This window comes from Streptomyces sp. NPDC031210 (assembly GCF_055570395.1).
This window is the reverse complement of record NZ_JBVIHH010000004.1, coordinates 86,447-102,733: the sequence shown is the minus strand read 5'-3', so window position 1 is coordinate 102,733 and position 16,287 is coordinate 86,447. Positions and strand designations below refer to the sequence as shown.

14 protein-coding genes and 1 tRNA gene are annotated in these 16,287 nt (G+C 71.3%); 10 read left to right on the top strand and 5 right to left on the bottom strand.

Annotated elements, in window-relative coordinates; translation table 11 throughout:
- Positions 1-61: 61 nt before the first annotated feature.
- Both ACZ45Z_RS09960 and ACZ45Z_RS09955 read right to left on the bottom strand, forming a co-directional pair.
- The gene (locus tag ACZ45Z_RS09960) at positions 62-1,468 is read right to left on the bottom strand and encodes an ABC1 kinase family protein (protein ID WP_468358985.1); all 1,407 of its coding nucleotides are present in this window, start codon (positions 1,466-1,468) and stop codon (positions 62-64) included.
- Between the two features lie 35 nt (positions 1,469-1,503).
- Complete coding sequence (locus tag ACZ45Z_RS09955) at positions 1,504-2,640, bottom strand: ThiF family adenylyltransferase (protein WP_468359771.1); 1,137 nt, start codon at positions 2,638-2,640, stop codon at positions 1,504-1,506.
- 190 nt (positions 2,641-2,830) lie between these two features.
- Here ACZ45Z_RS09955 and ACZ45Z_RS09950 point away from each other — a divergent pair, with 190 nt between their 5' ends.
- The 4 genes from ACZ45Z_RS09950 (at position 2,831) to ACZ45Z_RS09935 (ending at position 6,795) form a co-directional block, all read left to right on the top strand.
- Positions 2,831-3,457 carry a M48 metallopeptidase family protein gene (locus tag ACZ45Z_RS09950; protein WP_468358982.1) on the top strand — a complete coding sequence of 209 codons (627 nt, stop codon included), beginning with the start codon at positions 2,831-2,833 and terminating at the stop codon, positions 3,455-3,457.
- Between the two features lie 112 nt (positions 3,458-3,569).
- Positions 3,570-5,318: a TerD family protein gene (locus ACZ45Z_RS09945; protein ID WP_468358979.1), complete on the top strand. Its 1,749-nt coding sequence runs from the start codon at positions 3,570-3,572 to the stop codon at positions 5,316-5,318.
- A 14-nt stretch (positions 5,319-5,332) separates the two neighbouring features.
- Positions 5,333-6,016 carry an AIM24 family protein gene (locus tag ACZ45Z_RS09940; RefSeq protein ID WP_468358977.1) on the top strand — a complete coding sequence of 228 codons (684 nt, stop codon included), beginning with the start codon at positions 5,333-5,335 and terminating at the stop codon, positions 6,014-6,016.
- Between the two features lie 20 nt (positions 6,017-6,036).
- Complete coding sequence (locus ACZ45Z_RS09935; RefSeq protein WP_468358975.1) at positions 6,037-6,795, top strand: AIM24 family protein; 759 nt, start codon at positions 6,037-6,039, stop codon at positions 6,793-6,795.
- 68 nt (positions 6,796-6,863) lie between these two features.
- Here the strand turns inward: ACZ45Z_RS09935 and ACZ45Z_RS09930 are convergent, their stop codons facing one another.
- Positions 6,864-7,394 (bottom strand): NUDIX hydrolase, encoded by a 531-nt coding sequence (locus tag ACZ45Z_RS09930; RefSeq protein ID WP_468358973.1) that lies wholly within the window; start codon positions 7,392-7,394, stop codon positions 6,864-6,866.
- The gene (locus ACZ45Z_RS09925) at positions 7,391-8,920 is read right to left on the bottom strand and encodes a zinc-dependent metalloprotease (RefSeq protein ID WP_468358971.1); all 1,530 of its coding nucleotides are present in this window, start codon (positions 8,918-8,920) and stop codon (positions 7,391-7,393) included. The genes ACZ45Z_RS09930 and ACZ45Z_RS09925 overlap by 4 nt, the downstream gene beginning before the upstream one ends.
- A 191-nt stretch (positions 8,921-9,111) precedes the next feature.
- Here ACZ45Z_RS09925 and ACZ45Z_RS09920 point away from each other — a divergent pair, with 191 nt between their 5' ends.
- The 4 genes from ACZ45Z_RS09920 (at position 9,112) to ACZ45Z_RS09905 (ending at position 12,461) form a co-directional block, all read left to right on the top strand.
- Complete coding sequence (locus ACZ45Z_RS09920; protein ID WP_468358969.1) at positions 9,112-10,263, top strand: SDR family oxidoreductase; 1,152 nt, start codon at positions 9,112-9,114, stop codon at positions 10,261-10,263.
- A 126-nt stretch (positions 10,264-10,389) separates the two neighbouring features.
- Positions 10,390-10,869: a molybdenum cofactor biosynthesis protein MoaE gene (locus ACZ45Z_RS09915; RefSeq protein WP_468358966.1), complete on the top strand. Its 480-nt coding sequence runs from the start codon at positions 10,390-10,392 to the stop codon at positions 10,867-10,869.
- 186 nt (positions 10,870-11,055) lie between these two features.
- Positions 11,056-11,247 carry a hypothetical protein gene (locus ACZ45Z_RS09910; protein ID WP_468358963.1) on the top strand — a complete coding sequence of 64 codons (192 nt, stop codon included), beginning with the start codon at positions 11,056-11,058 and terminating at the stop codon, positions 11,245-11,247.
- A gap of 116 nt (positions 11,248-11,363) precedes the next feature.
- Complete coding sequence (locus ACZ45Z_RS09905) at positions 11,364-12,461, top strand: YlbL family protein (RefSeq protein ID WP_468358960.1); 1,098 nt, start codon at positions 11,364-11,366, stop codon at positions 12,459-12,461.
- Between the two features lie 44 nt (positions 12,462-12,505).
- On the opposite strand, the gene ACZ45Z_RS09900 is transcribed toward ACZ45Z_RS09905, so the two are convergent.
- A complete protein-coding gene (locus ACZ45Z_RS09900; protein ID WP_468358957.1) occupies positions 12,506-13,060 on the bottom strand; it encodes a PPA1309 family protein in 555 nt (184 codons plus the stop codon).
- A gap of 136 nt (positions 13,061-13,196) precedes the next feature.
- Here ACZ45Z_RS09900 and ACZ45Z_RS09895 point away from each other — a divergent pair, with 136 nt between their 5' ends.
- Complete coding sequence (locus ACZ45Z_RS09895) at positions 13,197-16,085, top strand: UPF0182 family membrane protein (protein WP_468359766.1); 2,889 nt, start codon at positions 13,197-13,199, stop codon at positions 16,083-16,085.
- Between the two features lie 103 nt (positions 16,086-16,188).
- A tRNA-Met gene (locus ACZ45Z_RS09890) sits at positions 16,189-16,262 on the top strand.
- Positions 16,263-16,287 lie beyond the last annotated feature (25 nt).

The window sequence follows — 16,287 nt, the reverse complement described above, 5'->3', positions numbered from 1 at the left end:
GTTCAGCACGGCGCCAGCGGTTCAGCGCGGCGCTAACGAGTTCAGCAGGACGCTCGCCGGTTCAGGCCGTGTTCTCCTCCACGGGCGTCCCGTCGACCTCCGCGCCGAGCCCGGCGGTCTCCGCCTCCTCCTCGCCGAGGAAGCCCGGCATCCACGCCTCCAGCTCGTCCCGCAGCCGCACCGTCGCCCCCAACTGGCACAGTACCCCGATCGTGCTCAAGGTCACACGGTGGATCAGCAGATAGGCGGGCGGCAGATTGAGCCGCTTGCCCAACTGGTGGGCGGGGGAGCGCAGATCACCGATCCGGGCGGCCTGGGCGCGCATCCAGCCCCGGGTGAAGGTGAACTCCTCCACCTGCGCCGGTTCGATGATCGGCAGCAGGTAGTCCAGTACCGCGTCCGGGTCCAGCTCGATGGTCTCCTTGACGAAACCCTCCTCGCACAGCAGCTCGTAGACCGCCTCCGCCTCACCGTCCAGGGTCATCCGCAACGAGGTGCCGATGGTGGGCGGCAGCCCGTCGGGCAGCCGGTCGACGGTGCCGAAGTCCAGGACGCCCAGCCGCCAGCGCCCGCCCGACTCGTCGGCGTCGTCACCGGGCAGCAGCCGGAAGTTCCCCGGGTGCGGGTCGGCGTGCAGCAGGCCGGTGCGGGCGGGGCCGGAGAAGAGGAAGCGGGCCAGCAGTTGCCCGGCCCGGTCCCGTTGCTCCTCGGTGCCGTGGGCGATCACCTCGGACAGCGGGACGCCGTCCATCCACTCGGTGACCAGTACCTGGTCGCTCTGGTGGACGACGGCCGGTACCCGCACATCGGGGTCGCCGGCGAACTCCTCGGCGTGTGCGCGCTGCGCCTCCGCCTCCAGGCTGTAGTCCAGCTCTTCGGAGACGCGGTCGCGCAGTTCGGTGATCAGCGGCTTGATGTCCATACCCGGGATCAGCGGGCCCAACAGCCGTGCGAACCGGCTCAATTGGGAGAGGTCGGACAGCAGGGCCTGGCCCGCGCCCGGATACTGGACCTTGACCGCCACCTCGCGGCCGTCGTGCCACACAGCGCGGTGCACCTGCCCGATCGACGCCGCCGCGGCCGGCTTGTCCTCGAACTCCTCGAACAGCTCCCGCCAGTCCTCCCCGAGCCGCTCCGCCAGCACCGAATGGACCGTGCTCGTCGGCATCGGAGGCGCCGCCTCCTGCAGTTTCGTCAGCGCCGCCCGGTAAGGCCCGGCGACCTCCTCGGGCAACGCCGACTCGAAGACGGACAGGGCCTGTCCGAACTTCATCGCACCGCCCTTGAGTTCACCGAGCACCTTGAAAAGCTGCTCCGCCGTGCGCTGTTGGAGCTCGCGGCCGACGATCTCGGCGGATCTCCCGCCGATCCGCTTGCCCAGGCCCCACGTCGCTCGACCGGCGAACCCCAGTGGCAGAGCGGCCAGCTTGGCGGTGCGGGTGACCGCCTTGCGGGGAAGATCAGACATGCGCCCCTCCAACTCACACTGTCCCCCTACCGGGGTTACTCCGTCATTGTGGCGTGTCGCGGCTCAGGATCCGAGGTGCCTGCCTCACAAGTACCGCGCGCGGCACCGCACGCACACTCCGGATGTGCTGCGATCGCCGCTGTCCGCACGCTCGCACACGGCAGCGGGATTTCCATCCGCGCGCCCGTGCACGGCGGCAGGGCGCCGTCCACGAACGTCAGGGCCTGTACGGCGGCGAGCCCCGCCACCATTGTCGCCAGCGCCCCGTCGCAGGCCGGCACCCCCGGCGACGCCCGCCCCGACCGCCACTGCGCGAGCAGCCGCGGCCACGCCGGCTCCCGCTCCGTGCGCCGCAGTTCGTCACAGCGCGCGCACGCCGACATCCCCGGCACCACCAGCGGGCCCACCACCCCCGTGCCCTCGATCACCCCCGCGTAAAGATGCGGGATGCCGGCCGTGAGCAGCGGCTCGGACAGCACGGGGTCGGGGGCGTAGGCGCCGAGCCCGTCGCGCGGGGCGAGCACCACCAGCGACAGGCCGGGCTCCCCCGAATCGCTCACCGGGACCAGCGGGCGCGGCCTGCGGCTCCACGGAGAGGCGCGGTGGACCAGGCGCCGCGCGGACACATCGCGGCGTTCGCCGACCCGCTCGGCGGGCAGTCCGCCCGGCACCACATCCCACGGCGCGACCCTTCCACCGTCCAGCACCTCCACGCGGCCGATGCCCGCCGCCGAGAGCAGCGCGGCGATCTGGGCCCCGACCCGTCCCATCCCGCGGACCCGGACGCGGATCGCCCGCCGAGCCCCTATCCGGCCCAGAGCGCCCGCCGGTTCCGGATGCTGCACCGACAAGGACGCCAGATCGGGCCGCAGCCGCTCGACGGCGGGGCCGTCCGCCCGTACGGCGTCGGCCGCCGGCCCGCCCGCGGCCGGCGCCTCCAGCAGCCCGGCCGCGCCCAGCCGGTCCACCACACCGCGCGCGTGCTCCGGCGGAAGGTCCAGCGACCCGGCGTCCGCGACGAGCTGCCGCATGTTCCGGGTGCCGTCGATCATCTGGAGATAGCTGCCGGTCGCCGTGTCGAGCGGCCCCACCACCACCGCGTGGGCAGGCGCCACACCGAACCGCACCGTCTCCCTGTCCCGCCAGCCGCGCCGCAGCGCGGGCTTGAGCATCGGATGCATGGCACCCGCCCCCGTCCTTCGTCGTCCGGCTCGCAGCATGCGCCCGGCAGCGGATCGCCGCCCGGAGTTATCCACAGCTCGGGGCATTAGTCGTACAAGCCATGCACGCCATGGAGTGTTTCGCGCGCGAACCGCCGGTGGGGCGGGACTATCCGCACGGCCAGCGGGTAACGTCGGGCGCGTGCCCGCCGACTCTGCCCCTCGCGGCTCCGGGGAGACGCCCCTGCGCCGTGCCGCTGACTCCTCGCGCCGGGCTGCCCCGGGCCCGAAGGCCCGCGGCTCGGGGACGAGCGCGGTGGAAGTGCGCCGCAGCTCACGACGGCGCAGGACGGTCTCCGCCTACCGCGAGGGAGACCGCACGATCGTGCTGATCCCGGCCCGTATGTCCGAGGCCGAGGAGCAGCGCTGGGTGACGGTCATGCTGGACAAGCTCGCCGCCCAGGAGAGCAAGCGCATGCTGGGCGACAGCGATCTGGCCGAGCGGGCCGAGCGGCTGTCCGGTCAGTTCCTGGCGGGCCGGGCCCGCCCCGCGTCGGTGCGCTGGGTCACCAACCAGAACACCCGCTGGGGCTCGTGCACCCCCGCCGAGGGCAGTATCCGCCTCTCGCACCGCCTCCAGGGCATGCCCGAGTACGTCATCGACTACGTCCTGCTGCACGAGCTCGCCCATCTGCTCGTCCCCGGCCACGGCCCGCGGTTCTGGAGTCTGTTGGAGGCTTACCCGCGGACCGAACGGGCCCGCGGTTACCTCGAAGGCGTCGTCGCCGCCGACCGGCTGCCGCATCTGCCCGCCGCCCGCAGCGAATGACGACCGCCTGAGAGGGAACCGGGCCATGCCCCGGCATCGTCCGCTGTCAGTGCGAGCCGATAGCCTGGCGCGCAGAGAAACTCACAGCCGGAGCGGGGGACGGTCGTTACGTATGCCCAGGGAATTCCAGCGGGGCCACAAGGCCAAGATCGGTGATCTCACGGCGGGGACGGATCTGTACGTCGGCGTGCAGATCGCGGCTCCCGGCCTGACCTTCGACATCAGTTGCTTCGGTCTGGACGCCGCTGAACGGCTGTCGGACGACCGGTACTTCATCTTCTTCAACCAGCCCAAATCGCCCGAGGAAGCCATCCAGCAGCTCGGCGCGCAGGCCGGCGACACCGAGTCCTTCCGCGTCACCCTCGACAACATCCCGGACCACGTACGGAAGCTGTCCTTCACGGCGGCGCTCGACGGCGCGGGCCAGATGTCGCAGATAGGCCCCGGCTACCTCCGCATCGTGGCCGGCGGCGAGGAAGTCGCACGGTACGCCTTCAACGGCAGCGAGTTCAGCACCGAGCGCGCCGTGATGCTGGGCGACTTCTACTTCAAGGACGTCTGGCGGTTCGCCGCGGTCGGCCAGGGATTCGACGGCGGGCTTGAGGCGCTGCTGAAGAACTTCGGCGGCGAGGTCGCCGAAGAGGCCGAGCCCCAGCCGCCCGCCACGGCGCAGGGCGTGCCCGGTTTCGCGCCGCCCGGTGGCGCGGCCGCCCCCGCCCCGTCCTTCGCGGCCCCGGCCGCCCCCGTACCGCCGCAGCAGCCGGCGCCCGAATTCGGCGCACCCCAGAGTCCGCCGCAGAGCGCACCGGCCGCCGCCCAGGCTCCGCCGCCGGCCGCCCCGCAGGTCCACAGCGCGCCCACCCTCGTCGCGCCCGTGACCCCGCCGGCCGGCCCGGTGCCGCCCCCCGGGATGCCCGGCGCTCCCGGGCAGCAGCAACCCTCCCCGTACGGCCAGCCGGCCCCCGGCCAGGACCCGTACGGCCAGCCGACCCCGGGCCAGGACCCGTACGGCCAGCCGCAGCCCGCACCCGGGGCGTTCCCCGGACAGCAGGCCCCGTACGGCCAGCCCGCCGGCGGATACCCCGCCCCCCAAGGCCAGCCCGGCCAGTTCCCGGCCCAGCCCGCCCCCTACGGCCAGCCCGGACAACCGCCGGCCGCGCCCTACGCGGGCCAGACACCGGCCCCGCCCCAGGGCGGCGGACCGAGCCTCGGCGCGGTCCTGGAGAAGTACAAGGAAGCCCCCACCGGTCAGCGCTGGACCCCGCAGAACAGCAAACTGGTCCGCGTCGACCTCGGCGTGGACGGCCAGCCGGTGCTCGCCCGCCAGGGCAGCATGGTGCTCTACCAGGGCAAGGTCGACTTCAGCTACAAGGGCGCCGGCTTCCGCGGCCGGATCGTGGGCAACGCCACCGGCCAGGAGATGCAGCTCATGCGCTGCTCGGGCCAGGGCCAGGTCTTCTTCGCGGAGAACAGCTCGCACGTCCACCCCATCGAGCTCCAGGGCGACGCCCTGTGTGTCTCCGCCGAGAACGTGCTCGCCTTCGACGAGTCGCTCCAGCACGAGATCCGCCGGATCGAGGGCCACGGCATCCCCGGTGGCGCCCTGTTCACCATGCAGTTCCAAGGCACCGGCACCATCGTCGTCAAAACCCAGGGCACCCCGGTCGTGCTGCCGGTCACCCCGACCACCTTCGCCGACGCCAACGCCATCGTGGCCTGGTCCGCGGCCTCCCAGGTGATCATCTCCAGCCAGGTGAGCCTGCGCCGGCACGCCTATCCCGGCCACTCCGGCGAGACCGTGAACCTCCAGTTCCGCGGCGCGCCCGGCAACTTCATCGTCGTCCAGCCCTACGAGGTCTGAGGGAGCCCGTCATCATGAACCAGCAACAGCTACCGGGCTACGTCCCGACCGCGCCCGCCGCCCGTATGGAGAACCACGGCAGCTCCATGGTGAAGATCGCCATGCAGAGCGGCCAGGACGTCTTCGCACGCACCGGCTCGATGATCGCCTACGAAGGCTTCGTCCAGTACGAGCCGAACCCGCCCGCCGTACGCCAGATGGCCTCCCAGTGGCTGACCGGCGAGGGCGCCCCGCTGATGAAGTGCACCGGCGACGGCCTGCTCTACCTCGCCGACTACGGCGCCGACGTCGTGTGCGTCAACCTCAACGGCGACTCGCTCTCCGTCAACGGCACCAACCTCCTGGCCTTCGACGCGCACCTCCAATGGGGCGTGCAGCGCGTCAAGGGCATGGCGAAGTTCGCCGGTCAGGGACTCTTCAACGTCGGCATCTCCGGGACCGGCTGGGTCGCGCTGACCTCCCGCGGCACGCCCATCGTCGTCGACTGCGGCCGCGGTGAGGACGAGACGTACGTGGACCCCGACGCCCTCGTCGCCTGGTCCACCCACCTGAAGATGAAGGGCAAGCGCAGCTTCAAGGCGTCCTCGATGATCGGACGCGGCAGCGGCGAGGCATACCAACTGGGCTTCTCCGGCCAGGGGTTCGTCGTCGTCCAGCCCAGCGAGGACAGCGCCGACCGGCTCCGGGCCCGGGGCTGAGGGGGAGGACCGAACACATCATGCAGAGTCCGCTTTTCGCCTTCACCGAGGCACAGACCCAGGACCGCTACGCCCTGCAGAACGAACAACTGCTGCGCGTCTGCCTCCAGGGCCACGAGGACATCCTGGCCCGCAAGGGCACCATGGTCGCCTACCAGGGCCTCCTGGAATTCGACGGCAACTACCAGACCCGGGGCCAGCATCACGCCCGCGCCATGTCCGGCGAGGGTCTGGACCTGATGCGGGTATCCGGGCAGGGCACCGTCTATCTGGCCAACCTCGCCCAGTACGTCCATGTCGTCGACGTCGACCACGACGGCCTGACCGTCGACAGCAGCTACGTCCTGGCGCTGGACTCCGGCCTCCACTGGGAGGTCGTCTCCGTCGACAGCCAGTACGGCATCTCCGGCACCGGCAAGTACCAGCTCAACATCTCCGGGCAGGGCAAGGTCGCGCTGATGACCTCGGGCCAGCCGCTGATGCTCCAGGTCACGCCCGACAAGTACGTCAACGCCGACGCCGACGCGGTCGTCGCCTGGTCCGCCTCCCTGCGGGTGCAGATGCAGGCGCAGACGCACTCCTCGGGAGTGTGGCGCCGGCGCGGCGGTACGGGCGAGGGCTGGGAGCTGAGCTTCCTCGGCCAGGGCTACGCGCTCGTCCAGCCCAGCGAGCTGCTGCCGCCGCAGCACGCCGACATCGGCTCCGGCCTGGCCGCCCAGTTCGGCATGGGCCAGCACGGCGCCCACGGCCAGAACCAGGGCAACATCTTCACCAACTGACGCCGCGCGTCCGGCGCCCGCCCCGGGAGGGACGAGCGCCGGACGAGGTGCGCTCGGGAAGCGGCGCTCTACAGGAGCGCGCGGGTGCGGTCCATGAGCCGCACCACGGACGCGTCGGCGACGTCCGCCACCTCGTCGTAGGCGAACCACCGCAGGTCCAGCGACTCGTCGCTGATCTCCGCCACCGCGTCCCGGGGCGCGAGCGCCGCGTACTGGACGTCCAAATGCCAGGCGCAGGGCGTGAGATGACGGTCCAGCCGCACCGGCCCGCCCGGCAGCAGCGTCAGCCCCCGCGCGATGCCCGACTCCTCACGCGCCTCACGCAGCGCCGCGTCCGCCAGCGCGGCGTCCTCCGGCTCGCAGTGCCCGCCCATCTGCAGCCACATCCGGAGCTTGCGGTGCAGGGTCAGCAGCACCCGCCCGGCCACCGGATCGATCACCAGCGCGCTCGCCGTGACGTGCCCGTCGCGGCACGGCTTCCCCATGCCGTCCGGATGGGAGGCGAGGTGGTCCAGATACGCCAGCCGCAGCCGCTCCTGGTCGGGCGACGGCGCGGGCCACTCCTTGAGCACCCGCGCCGCGTCCTCGTGCAGACTCACTTGGCGTCGTCACCCTTGCCGTCGGGCGCGCCACCAGGGCCTTCCGCCTCGCCGCCACCGGAGGCCGCCGGCCCGCCCTCCGGCTCACCGGAGTCCTCGGCCGACGCGTCCGGGGAAGCGTCCGACGGCTTGCGCAGATCCGGCTTGCGGCCGCTTGCCGCCTCGCCCAGCATCTTGTCGAGCTCGGAGAAGTCCGCCTGCTCGTGGTGCACGAAGCCGTCCGGGTCGTCCAGGTCGGCGGCGGTCGGCAGCATGTCCGGGTGCTCCCACAGGCCGTCGCGGCCGTCCAGGCCCCGCGCGTCCGTCAGGGACGCCCACAGCCGCGAGGCGTCCCGCAGCCGCCGCGGACGCAACTGGAGACCGATCAGCGTCGAGAAGGTCTGCTCGGCCGGTCCGCCGCTGGCCCGGCGCCGGCGCAGCGTCTCGCGGAGCTTGTCCGCCGACGGCAGATGCGGCTTGGCGGCGGCGTGCACCACCGCGTCCACCCAGCCCTCGACCAGCGCCAGGGCCGTCTCCAGACGGGCCAGCGCGGCCTTCTGCTCCGGGGTGTCCTCGGGCTGGAACATGCCCTGCTGAAGGGCGTTCTGCAGCTCCTCGGGATGCTGCGGGTCGATCTGGCCGACCACGTCCTCCAACTTGGTCGTGTCGACCTTGATGCCGCGCGCATAGCCCTCGACGGCACCGAACAGATGCGACCGCAGCCACGGCACGTGGGCGAAGAGCCGCTGGTGGGCGGCCTCCCGCAGCGCCAGGTACAGCCGCACCTCCTCCTCGGGCACGCCCAGGCCCGCACCGAACGTCGCGATGTTCCCCGGCAGCAGCGCGGCCTTCCCGGCCGGGCCCAGCGGCAGCCCGATGTCCGTCGAGCCGACGACCTCGCTCGCCAGGACACCCAGCGCCTGCCCGATCTGCGTGCCGAACATCGCGCCGCCCATGGAGCGCATCATCCCCAGCAGCGGGCCCGCCATGGCCTGCATCTCGCCGGGCAGCACCTCGCCCATCGCCGACCCGACACGCTCGGCGAGCGGGTTGACCAGGTCCTTCCACACCGGCAGGGTCTCCTCGACCCACTCGGCGCGGCTCCACGCCACCACCGAGCCGGACCCCGACGGCAGCGACGTCACCCCGTCCAGCCACAGGTCGGCCAGCCGCACGGCGTCCTCGACCGCACCGCGCTCGCCCGGCGACAGGCTCGCGTCCTTGCTGCCGTCCTCGGCGCCCTGCGCCACGGTCTGCCGGGCGATGTCCTTGGCCATGTCCCAGTTCACCGGGCCGCCCTCATACGAGAGCATCTGACCGAGCTTTTGGAACGCGGCGCCCAGGTCGCCGGGGTTCATCTCGCCACCGGGCCCGCCCATGCCGCCGAAGAGCGCCGCGAACGGATTGTCCGCGCCGCCGCTCCCGCCGCCGAACCCGAGCGGGTTCGAGGGGCCCTGGCTACCTCCCTGGCCGCCCTTCTTCGCGCCGTTGTCGCCGTCCTCCGGCTCCTCCGGCGGAAGGCCGAATCCAAATGGGGTGTCACTCACGGGTTTCCTCGGCTCGTAGGGCCGCCGGCCCGGGGCCGACGGCGACTGCCCGACATCACCTCCAGCGTAGACACCCGGACCGCTTCGGGGCTCGGTGCTTCGCTGTCCCGGTGGCTGCGGCAGGATGGACGCCACCTGGTACGTCCGCGTCAGCACGCGTACGTACTGAAGACAACCGCTGGAGACGCCCGGTGAGTTCCCCAGATCCGACCGTTCGCGCAGCGCGAAACGCTGCGGCCGACACCGAGAAGGCAGGCACCACCGCCGGCGGCCCCGCCCGCGGGTCCCGGCGCCGCCCCGTCGTCGCCGTCACCGGAGCCGCCTCCGGGGTCGGCGCGCTGCTCACCCGCGCCCTTGTGGACTGCGACGAGGTCAAGCAGGTGGTGGCCATCGACGAGCGGCGCGGTGACGTCGCCGAGGCCCACTGGCATGTCCTGGACGTCCGCGATCCGGCCATCGCCGACAAACTGCGCGGCGCGGACGTCGTCGTCCACCTGGCGCTCGACCTCGACCTGGAGACCGACGCCGCCGCCCGCACCGCCTACAACGTGCGCGGCACCCAGACCGTCCTGACCGCAGCGGCGGCGGCCGGCGTCCACCGGGTGGTCCTGTGCACCTCCGCCATGGTCTACGGGGCGCTGCCCGACAACGATGTTCCGCTGGCCGAGGACGCCGAGCTGCGTGCCACCGCGGACGCCACCGGCGTCGGCGATCTCCTGGAGATCGAGCACCTCGCACATCGCGCGCCCCGCGCGCACCCCGGCCTGAACGTCACCGTCCTGCGCCCCACCGTCCTGGTGGGCGGCACCGACACCGCCCTGACCCGCTACTTCGAGTCCCCCCGCCTCCTGGTCGTCGCCGGCTCCCGTCCGGCCTGGCAGTTCTGTCACGTCGAGGACCTGGTCAGCGCCCTGGAGTACGCCGCCCTGGAGAAGGTCGACGGCGAACTGGCGGTGGGCTGCGACGGCTGGCTGGAGCAGGAGGAGGTCGAGGAGCTGTCCGGTATCCGGCGGATGGAGCTGCCGTCCTCGGTGGCCCTGGGCGCCGCCGCCCGGCTGCACCGCATCGGCCTGACCCCCTCGCCCGCCGGGGACCTGGCCTACACCATGCACCCCTGGGTGGTCAGCGGCAGCCGCCTGCACGAGGCGGGCTGGCGGCCCCGGTGGACGAACGAGGAGGTGCTCGCCGAACTCCTGGAGGAGGTGGCCGGCCGGCACACCGTCGCCGGTCGCCGGCTGGGCCGCAAGGACGCCACCGCCGCCGGTGCCGCGGGCGCCACCGTCGCGCTCCTGGGCACCGCCGCGCTGGTGCGCCGCGCCCGCAAGGCCCGCCGGCGCATCTGACAGGAGGAGGCCGGTGCCGGGCGCGCGGGCGGCGGCCGCCCGCTGTATGAGCCTCCATACGCGGGCGCGTACGCCCGGCGGAAACGGCCATTCCCCCTCCCGCCCCGGGTACGGCACGATGGGGGCATGTCTGGCACGCACTTTTCCCCGCAGCCCGGTCACGACCACCCCGGTGAGCGGGCCGCCGCGGACCCGATCCGGCTGCTGGCGATCCGCGACACCCCGCTGTCGGTGGACGAGGTCTTCGCGGCCGTCGGCGACGCCGCCGCGGGCGGTACGGCCCTGTTCGTCGGCACGGTCCGCTCGCACGACAGCGGGGCCGACGTCGACGGTCTGGGCTACTCCGCGCACCCGACGGCCGTCGCCGAGATGCGCCGCATCGCCGAGAAGGTCGTCAGCGACTACCCGGTCCGCGCGCTGGCCGCCGTCCACCGTGTGGGCGATCTGGCCATCGGGGATCTGGCCGTCGTCGTCGCCGTCTCCTGCCCGCACCGCGGCGAGGCGTTCGAGGCCTGCCGCAAGCTGATCGACGACCTCAAGCACGAGGTACCGATCTGGAAGCACCAGGTGTTCTCGGACGGCACCGAGGAGTGGGTGGGGGCGTAGGGGATCAAGGGCCCCGAGCCCTGCCCTGCGCCGCGTCCCGACGCCCTGTCCGTTCCCGAACACGGAGCCGAATCGGCGCCACCCGTTCCGGTTGCGTAACCCGCCCCCTGCCATGAGCGTTGACCTGTCAGATGGTTAATCTGCTTATTCGTAGATCGCGGTCGTGCGTGGGGTTAGGAGGTCGCTATGGGTGCGCTCCTCTGGTTGCTGATTCCGGTTCTCGCCGCTCTCGCCGCGGCGGTGTGGAGCAGTTGGGCCCTGCGCAACCGCAAGACCGGGGACGTCGCGGAGCTTGCCGGGTACGCCCGGTTCCGTGCCGCCATGGAGAAGGAGCCCGGGTCCGCTCCGGTCTCCGACCCCGCCACCGACGCGGCGTGACGTCCGGCCCGCGGACGCGGTAGCCGGCGCCCCGCCCCCGGTCGGAGCGGTTCCGCCGGGCCCCGTACGGACGGCCCCGCGGGCCGGTTGTCATACCCGTCCCGTACTGTCGTTCCATGCCACGCCGCACCGCGACGCTGCTCGCCTCGACCCTGATGCTGATCGCGCTGCTCTGCGCCGGGGTGCTGATCCCCGTGCCGTATTCGGAGATGTCGCCGGGGCCGACGGTCAACACCCTCGGTGACCACGACGGCGAGCCGGTGCTCCAGATCTCCGGGCGCAAGACCTACCCGACGACCGGTCACCTCAACATGACCACCGTCCGCGTCACGGGCCCCGACTACACCATGAACCTCTTCGAGGCGGTCTACGGCTGGCTGGACCACGACAACGCCGTGGTGCCCCACAAGACGCTCTACCCCGAGGGCCAGACGGCCGAGCAGGCCGACCAGGAGAACGCCGAGGAGTTCAGCCAGTCCCAGGAGAGCGCCAAGGCCGCCGCGCTCAAGCAACTGCGTATCCCGGTCGCCACCCAGACCGTCGTCGGGTCCGTCGTCAAGGACAAGCCCGCCGACGGACGGCTGCACGCCGGGGACGTGATCACGGCGGTGGACGGCAAGAAGGTCAACGACACCCCCGACGTCGCCAAGCTCGTCACCCGCCACAAGCCGGGCGAGAAGGTCGTCTTCACGATCATTCCCGCCAAGGAGGCCGCCGCGGCCGAGAAGCTGGGCAAGCGGCCCGCGGCCGGCGCCCGGCAGGTCACGGTCAGCACCCAGAAGGCCGGCGACGGGCGGGCCGTCGTGGGCATCCAGCCCGAGGTGGACCACCTCTTCCCGTTCCCCATCGACGTCAAGCTGGCCGATGTCGGCGGCCCCAGCGCCGGCTTGATGTTCGCGCTCGGCATCGTCGACAAGCTGACGCCCCAGGACATGACCGGCGGCAAGTTCGTGGCCGGTACGGGCACGATCGACGACAAGGGCAAGGTCGGCCCGATCGGCGGCATCTCGATGAAGACCGTCGGTGCGCGGGACAAGGGCGCGGAGTTCTTCCTGACGCCGAAGGACAACTGCGCCACCGCCGCCAAGGACATCCCGGCCGGCCTCACCCTCGTCAAGGTCGGCACGATAGGCGACGCGGTGAAGGCGCTGGAGAAGATCCGCTCGGGTGACACGGCCGGCCTGCCGAGCTGCGGCCCGGCAGGCAAGCCCTAGGCATCACGAGGCAGTAGGGCCTCGCGGAGCCGGCCGAGGTGAGGTCAGCTCTCGAAGGTCGCGGCCAGCGCGTCCGCCAGGCCCGGCACCAGCGCCGAACCGGTGAGCACCTCGGACGTGGAGTCCTTCTCGCGCAGCCGCAGCGCCGACTCGCGCGAGCCGTCCCGCAGCACGGCCACCGTCATCCGGACCTCCTGACGGTCGGGATGGTCGGCGACCCACTGCGCGAGCTGCGCGTCGTCCATACCCTCGGGCACGGAGTCCTCGGCCGACGGCGGCAGCATCAGCCGCTCCACGGTCATCGCGCAGCCGGCGACGGCGTCCGGCCAGGCGATCGTGGCGAGGAACTCGTCCAGCGGGGCGCCCGCCGGGATCTCGTCCTGCTCGACGGGGGTCAGGGAAGCGGTCGTGGAGTCGTCGATGCCGAGCTGCGAGGCCAGCGACGGCTCCTGCTCGCGCAGCTTGGCGGTGTCGACGAGGGCGAACAGGCGGGCGGGCTGGTCCCAGCCGAGCCCGGCGCTGTACTCGTCGACTTCGAGTACCGCGCGGGTCAGTGGGTCGGCGGCGAGGGGGGTGCCGTCAACGGGGAGGTTGGTCATGCTGAACATCGTGCCTTGTGAACCCCGGAAATCGGGAACCGAGTAAAGCCTTCGTAAGTTGCATCACTGGGTCCTACTATCGCCGGGCCTGTTCCACACGACAGCGAACTTCGAGGTGCGCACCTTGGCTTTCCAGATGCCGGACCGCGGCGGAGGCCCGACAGGGCCACGGATCAGAGTCGGCCGACCGTCCCGGCGGATCCGGACCCTGCTCATGACGTTGGGCGTCCTGGCCGTGCTGGCCATGCTCTTCGTGATGTTCGCGGGGTTCTGGACCGACTGGCTCTGGTACCGCTCCGTCCACTATTCGTCGGTCTTCACCACCACCCTGTGGACGAAGATCGGTCTTTTCTTCTTCTTCGGCGTCCTGATGGCCACCGCCGTCGGCGTCAATATCTGGCTGGCGCACCGGCTGCGCCCGCCGCTGAGCGCGATGTCCATGGAGCAGCAGAGCCTGGACCGCTACCGCATGAGCATCGCGCCGTTCAAGAAGTGGGCGCTGATCGCGATCACCGCGGTGATCGGCCTGATCGCGGGCGCGTCCGCCTCCGGTGAGTGGCGTACGTGGCTCCAGTGGGTCAACGGCGTGCCGTTCGGCCAGAAGGATCCGCAGTTCGGCAAGGACGTCGCGTTCTACGCCTTCGATCTGCCCTGGTACCGCTTCCTGTTGAGCTTCGGCTTCGCCTGCGCGGTGCTGTGCCTGGTCGCCGCCGCGCTCACGCACTACCTCTACGGCGGGTTGCGGGTCACGAGCCCCGGCTCGCGGGCGACCGCCGCGGCCACCGGCCACCTGTCGGTGCTGCTGGGCATCTTCGTCTCGCTCAAGGCCGTCGCGTACTGGCTCGACCGGTACGGGCTCGCGGTGAAGTCCAGCGGCCTGAAGTCGGCCGACAACTGGACCGGCCTGCGCTACGTCGACGCCAACGCCTACCTCCCGGCGAAGACGATCCTGTTCTTCATCGCGGCGATCTGCGCGGTGCTGTTCTTCGCCACCCTGTGGCGCCGCACCTGGCAGCTCCCGGTGATCGGCTTCGGCCTGATGGTGCTCTCCGCGATCCTCATCGGCGGGCTGTATCCGGCGATCGTGCAGAAGTTCCAGGTCCAGCCGAACGAGCAGGCCAAGGAAGCGCCGTACATCAAGCACAACATCAAGGCCACCCGGGACGCGTACGACATCCAGGACGCCGGCGTCACGCCCTACAAGGGCAACTACAAGCCCACCGACAAGGCGGACAGCCAGCGGCTGCGCGATGACGCCGACACCACGGCCAGCATGCGGCTGCTCGACCCGAACGTGGTCTCGCCGGCCTTCCAGCAACAGCAGCAGGTGCGCGGGTACTACCAGTTCCCCTCCACCCTCGACGTCGACCGCTACAAGGACGAGGACGGCGCCGAGCAGGACACCGTCATCGGTCTGCGCGAGCTGAACATCGCCGGCATCCCCGAGCGCAACTGGATCAACGACCACTTCAAGTACACCCACGGCTACGGCGCGGTCGCCGCCAAGGGGACCGAGACCGCCGAGGGCGGCGGGCCGAAGTACACCGAGTCGGACCTGCCGGCCAAGGGACAGCTCCGCTCGTACGAGCAGCGGGTCTACTACGGCGAGAAGACCGCCCAGTACTCCATCGTCGGCGGTCCGCAGAAGGAGCTGGACTACTCCGACGACAGCGGCGAGAAGAGCTACAGCTACACGGGCAAGAGCGGGGTGAACCTCGCCAACCCGGTCAACCGCGCCGCGTACGCGGTGGCGTTCGGCGAGCCGCAGATCCTCTACTCCGGCGCGATCGGCGAGGGCTCGCGGATCCTGTACAACCGCACGCCCAAGGAGCGGGTCGAGGCGGTCGCCCCCTGGCTGACCATCGACGGTGACGCCTATCCGGCGGTCATAAACCACCGCATCCAGTGGATCGTGGACGCCTACACCACCAGCAACGGCTACCCGTACGCCTCGCGCACCACGCTCGGCGACACCACGGCCGACTCGCTCACCGACGGCCAGCGGGCGGTGGTGGCCCAGCAGAACCAGGTCAACTACATCCGCAACTCCGTCAAGGCGACGGTCGACGCCTACGACGGCTCGGTCAAGCTCTACCAGTGGGACACCAAGGACCCGGTCCTCAAGACCTGGATGAAGTCCTTCCCCGGCACGGTCGAGAAGAAGAGCTCCATCAGCCCCGCGCTGCGCGAGCACCTGCGCTACCCGCAGGACCTGTTCAAGGTGCAGCGGCAGCTACTGACGACCTACCACGTCACGGACCCGGGCACGTTCTACACCGGCTCCGAGCGCTGGCAGATCCCGAACGATCCCACGACCGAGTCGGGCAACGCCGTACCGCCGTACTACCTGAGCATGAAGATGCCGGACCAAAAAAACCGGTCCTTCTCTCTGACGACCACCTTCACGCCCAACAAGCGCGACAACCTCGGGGCGTTCATGGCGGTCGACGCCAACGCCACCAGCGGCGACTACGGCAGGATCAGACTCCTGAAACTGCCGTCCCAGACGCCGGTGCCCGGTCCGCAGTTGGTGCAGTCGAAGTTCAACTCCGATCCGAGCATCGCCAACGAGCTCAACATCCTGAAGAAACTCGGCGATTCCAAGATCGAGTACGGCAATCTGCTGACCGTGCCGCTGGACGGCGGGCTGCTGTACGTCGAGCCGGTCTACCTGCGCGGCGCCAACACCAACTATCCGCTGCTGAAGAAGGTGCTGGTCAGCTACGGTGACAACAAGCCCGTCCTGGAGAACTCCCTCAAGGACGCGCTGGACGTCGTCTTCGGCAAGAAGGCGCCGAGCACCGGCACCGAGCCACCGCCCGACGGGGGCGACACGACCCCGCCGCCCCCGTCCGACCAGACGGTGCAGCAGGCCCTGGGCGACGCCCAGAAGGCTTACGAAGAGGGCGAGAAGGCGCGGGTCTCGGGTGACTGGGCCGCGTACGGCGAGGCCCAGAGGAAGCTGAAGGCGGCGCTGGACCGGGCCGCGAAGGCTTCCGAGAAGGCCGGGAAGCCGGGCGACTGAGCCGGCCGGCATGAGCCGCGCGGCCCCCGGTGCACACCAGGGGCCGCGCGGCGGCGGTGGTCAGGGGCCACCCGGGCGCCGTGATACCTTGTGGACACAACGGCGCGGGGTGGAGCAGCTCGGTAGCTCGCTGGGCTCATAACCCAGAGGTCGCAGGTTCAAATCCTGTCCCCGCTACTGAAAGACGAAGGCCCGGATCCAT

What these genes read in the sequence shown, in the direction of transcription:
- ACZ45Z_RS09955 (WP_468359771.1), bottom strand. Translation starts at nt 2,640, where the DNA reads ATGCTCAAGCCCGCGCTGCGGCGCGGCTGGCGGGACAGGGAGACGGTG.
- ACZ45Z_RS09895 (WP_468359766.1), top strand. Translation starts at nt 13,197, where the DNA reads ATGCCGGACCGCGGCGGAGGCCCGACAGGGCCACGGATCAGAGTCGGC.
- ACZ45Z_RS09945 (WP_468358979.1), top strand. Translation starts at nt 3,570, where the DNA reads ATGCCCAGGGAATTCCAGCGGGGCCACAAGGCCAAGATCGGTGATCTC.
- ACZ45Z_RS09915 (WP_468358966.1), top strand. Translation starts at nt 10,390, where the DNA reads ATGTCTGGCACGCACTTTTCCCCGCAGCCCGGTCACGACCACCCCGGT.
- ACZ45Z_RS09900 (WP_468358957.1), bottom strand. Translation starts at nt 13,060, where the DNA reads ATGACCAACCTCCCCGTTGACGGCACCCCCCTCGCCGCCGACCCACTG.
- ACZ45Z_RS09940 (WP_468358977.1), top strand. Translation starts at nt 5,333, where the DNA reads ATGAACCAGCAACAGCTACCGGGCTACGTCCCGACCGCGCCCGCCGCC.
- ACZ45Z_RS09910 (WP_468358963.1), top strand. Translation starts at nt 11,056, where the DNA reads ATGGGTGCGCTCCTCTGGTTGCTGATTCCGGTTCTCGCCGCTCTCGCC.
- ACZ45Z_RS09960 (WP_468358985.1), bottom strand. Translation starts at nt 1,468, where the DNA reads ATGTCTGATCTTCCCCGCAAGGCGGTCACCCGCACCGCCAAGCTGGCC.
- ACZ45Z_RS09905 (WP_468358960.1), top strand. Translation starts at nt 11,364, where the DNA reads ATGCCACGCCGCACCGCGACGCTGCTCGCCTCGACCCTGATGCTGATC.
- ACZ45Z_RS09935 (WP_468358975.1), top strand. Translation starts at nt 6,037, where the DNA reads ATGCAGAGTCCGCTTTTCGCCTTCACCGAGGCACAGACCCAGGACCGC.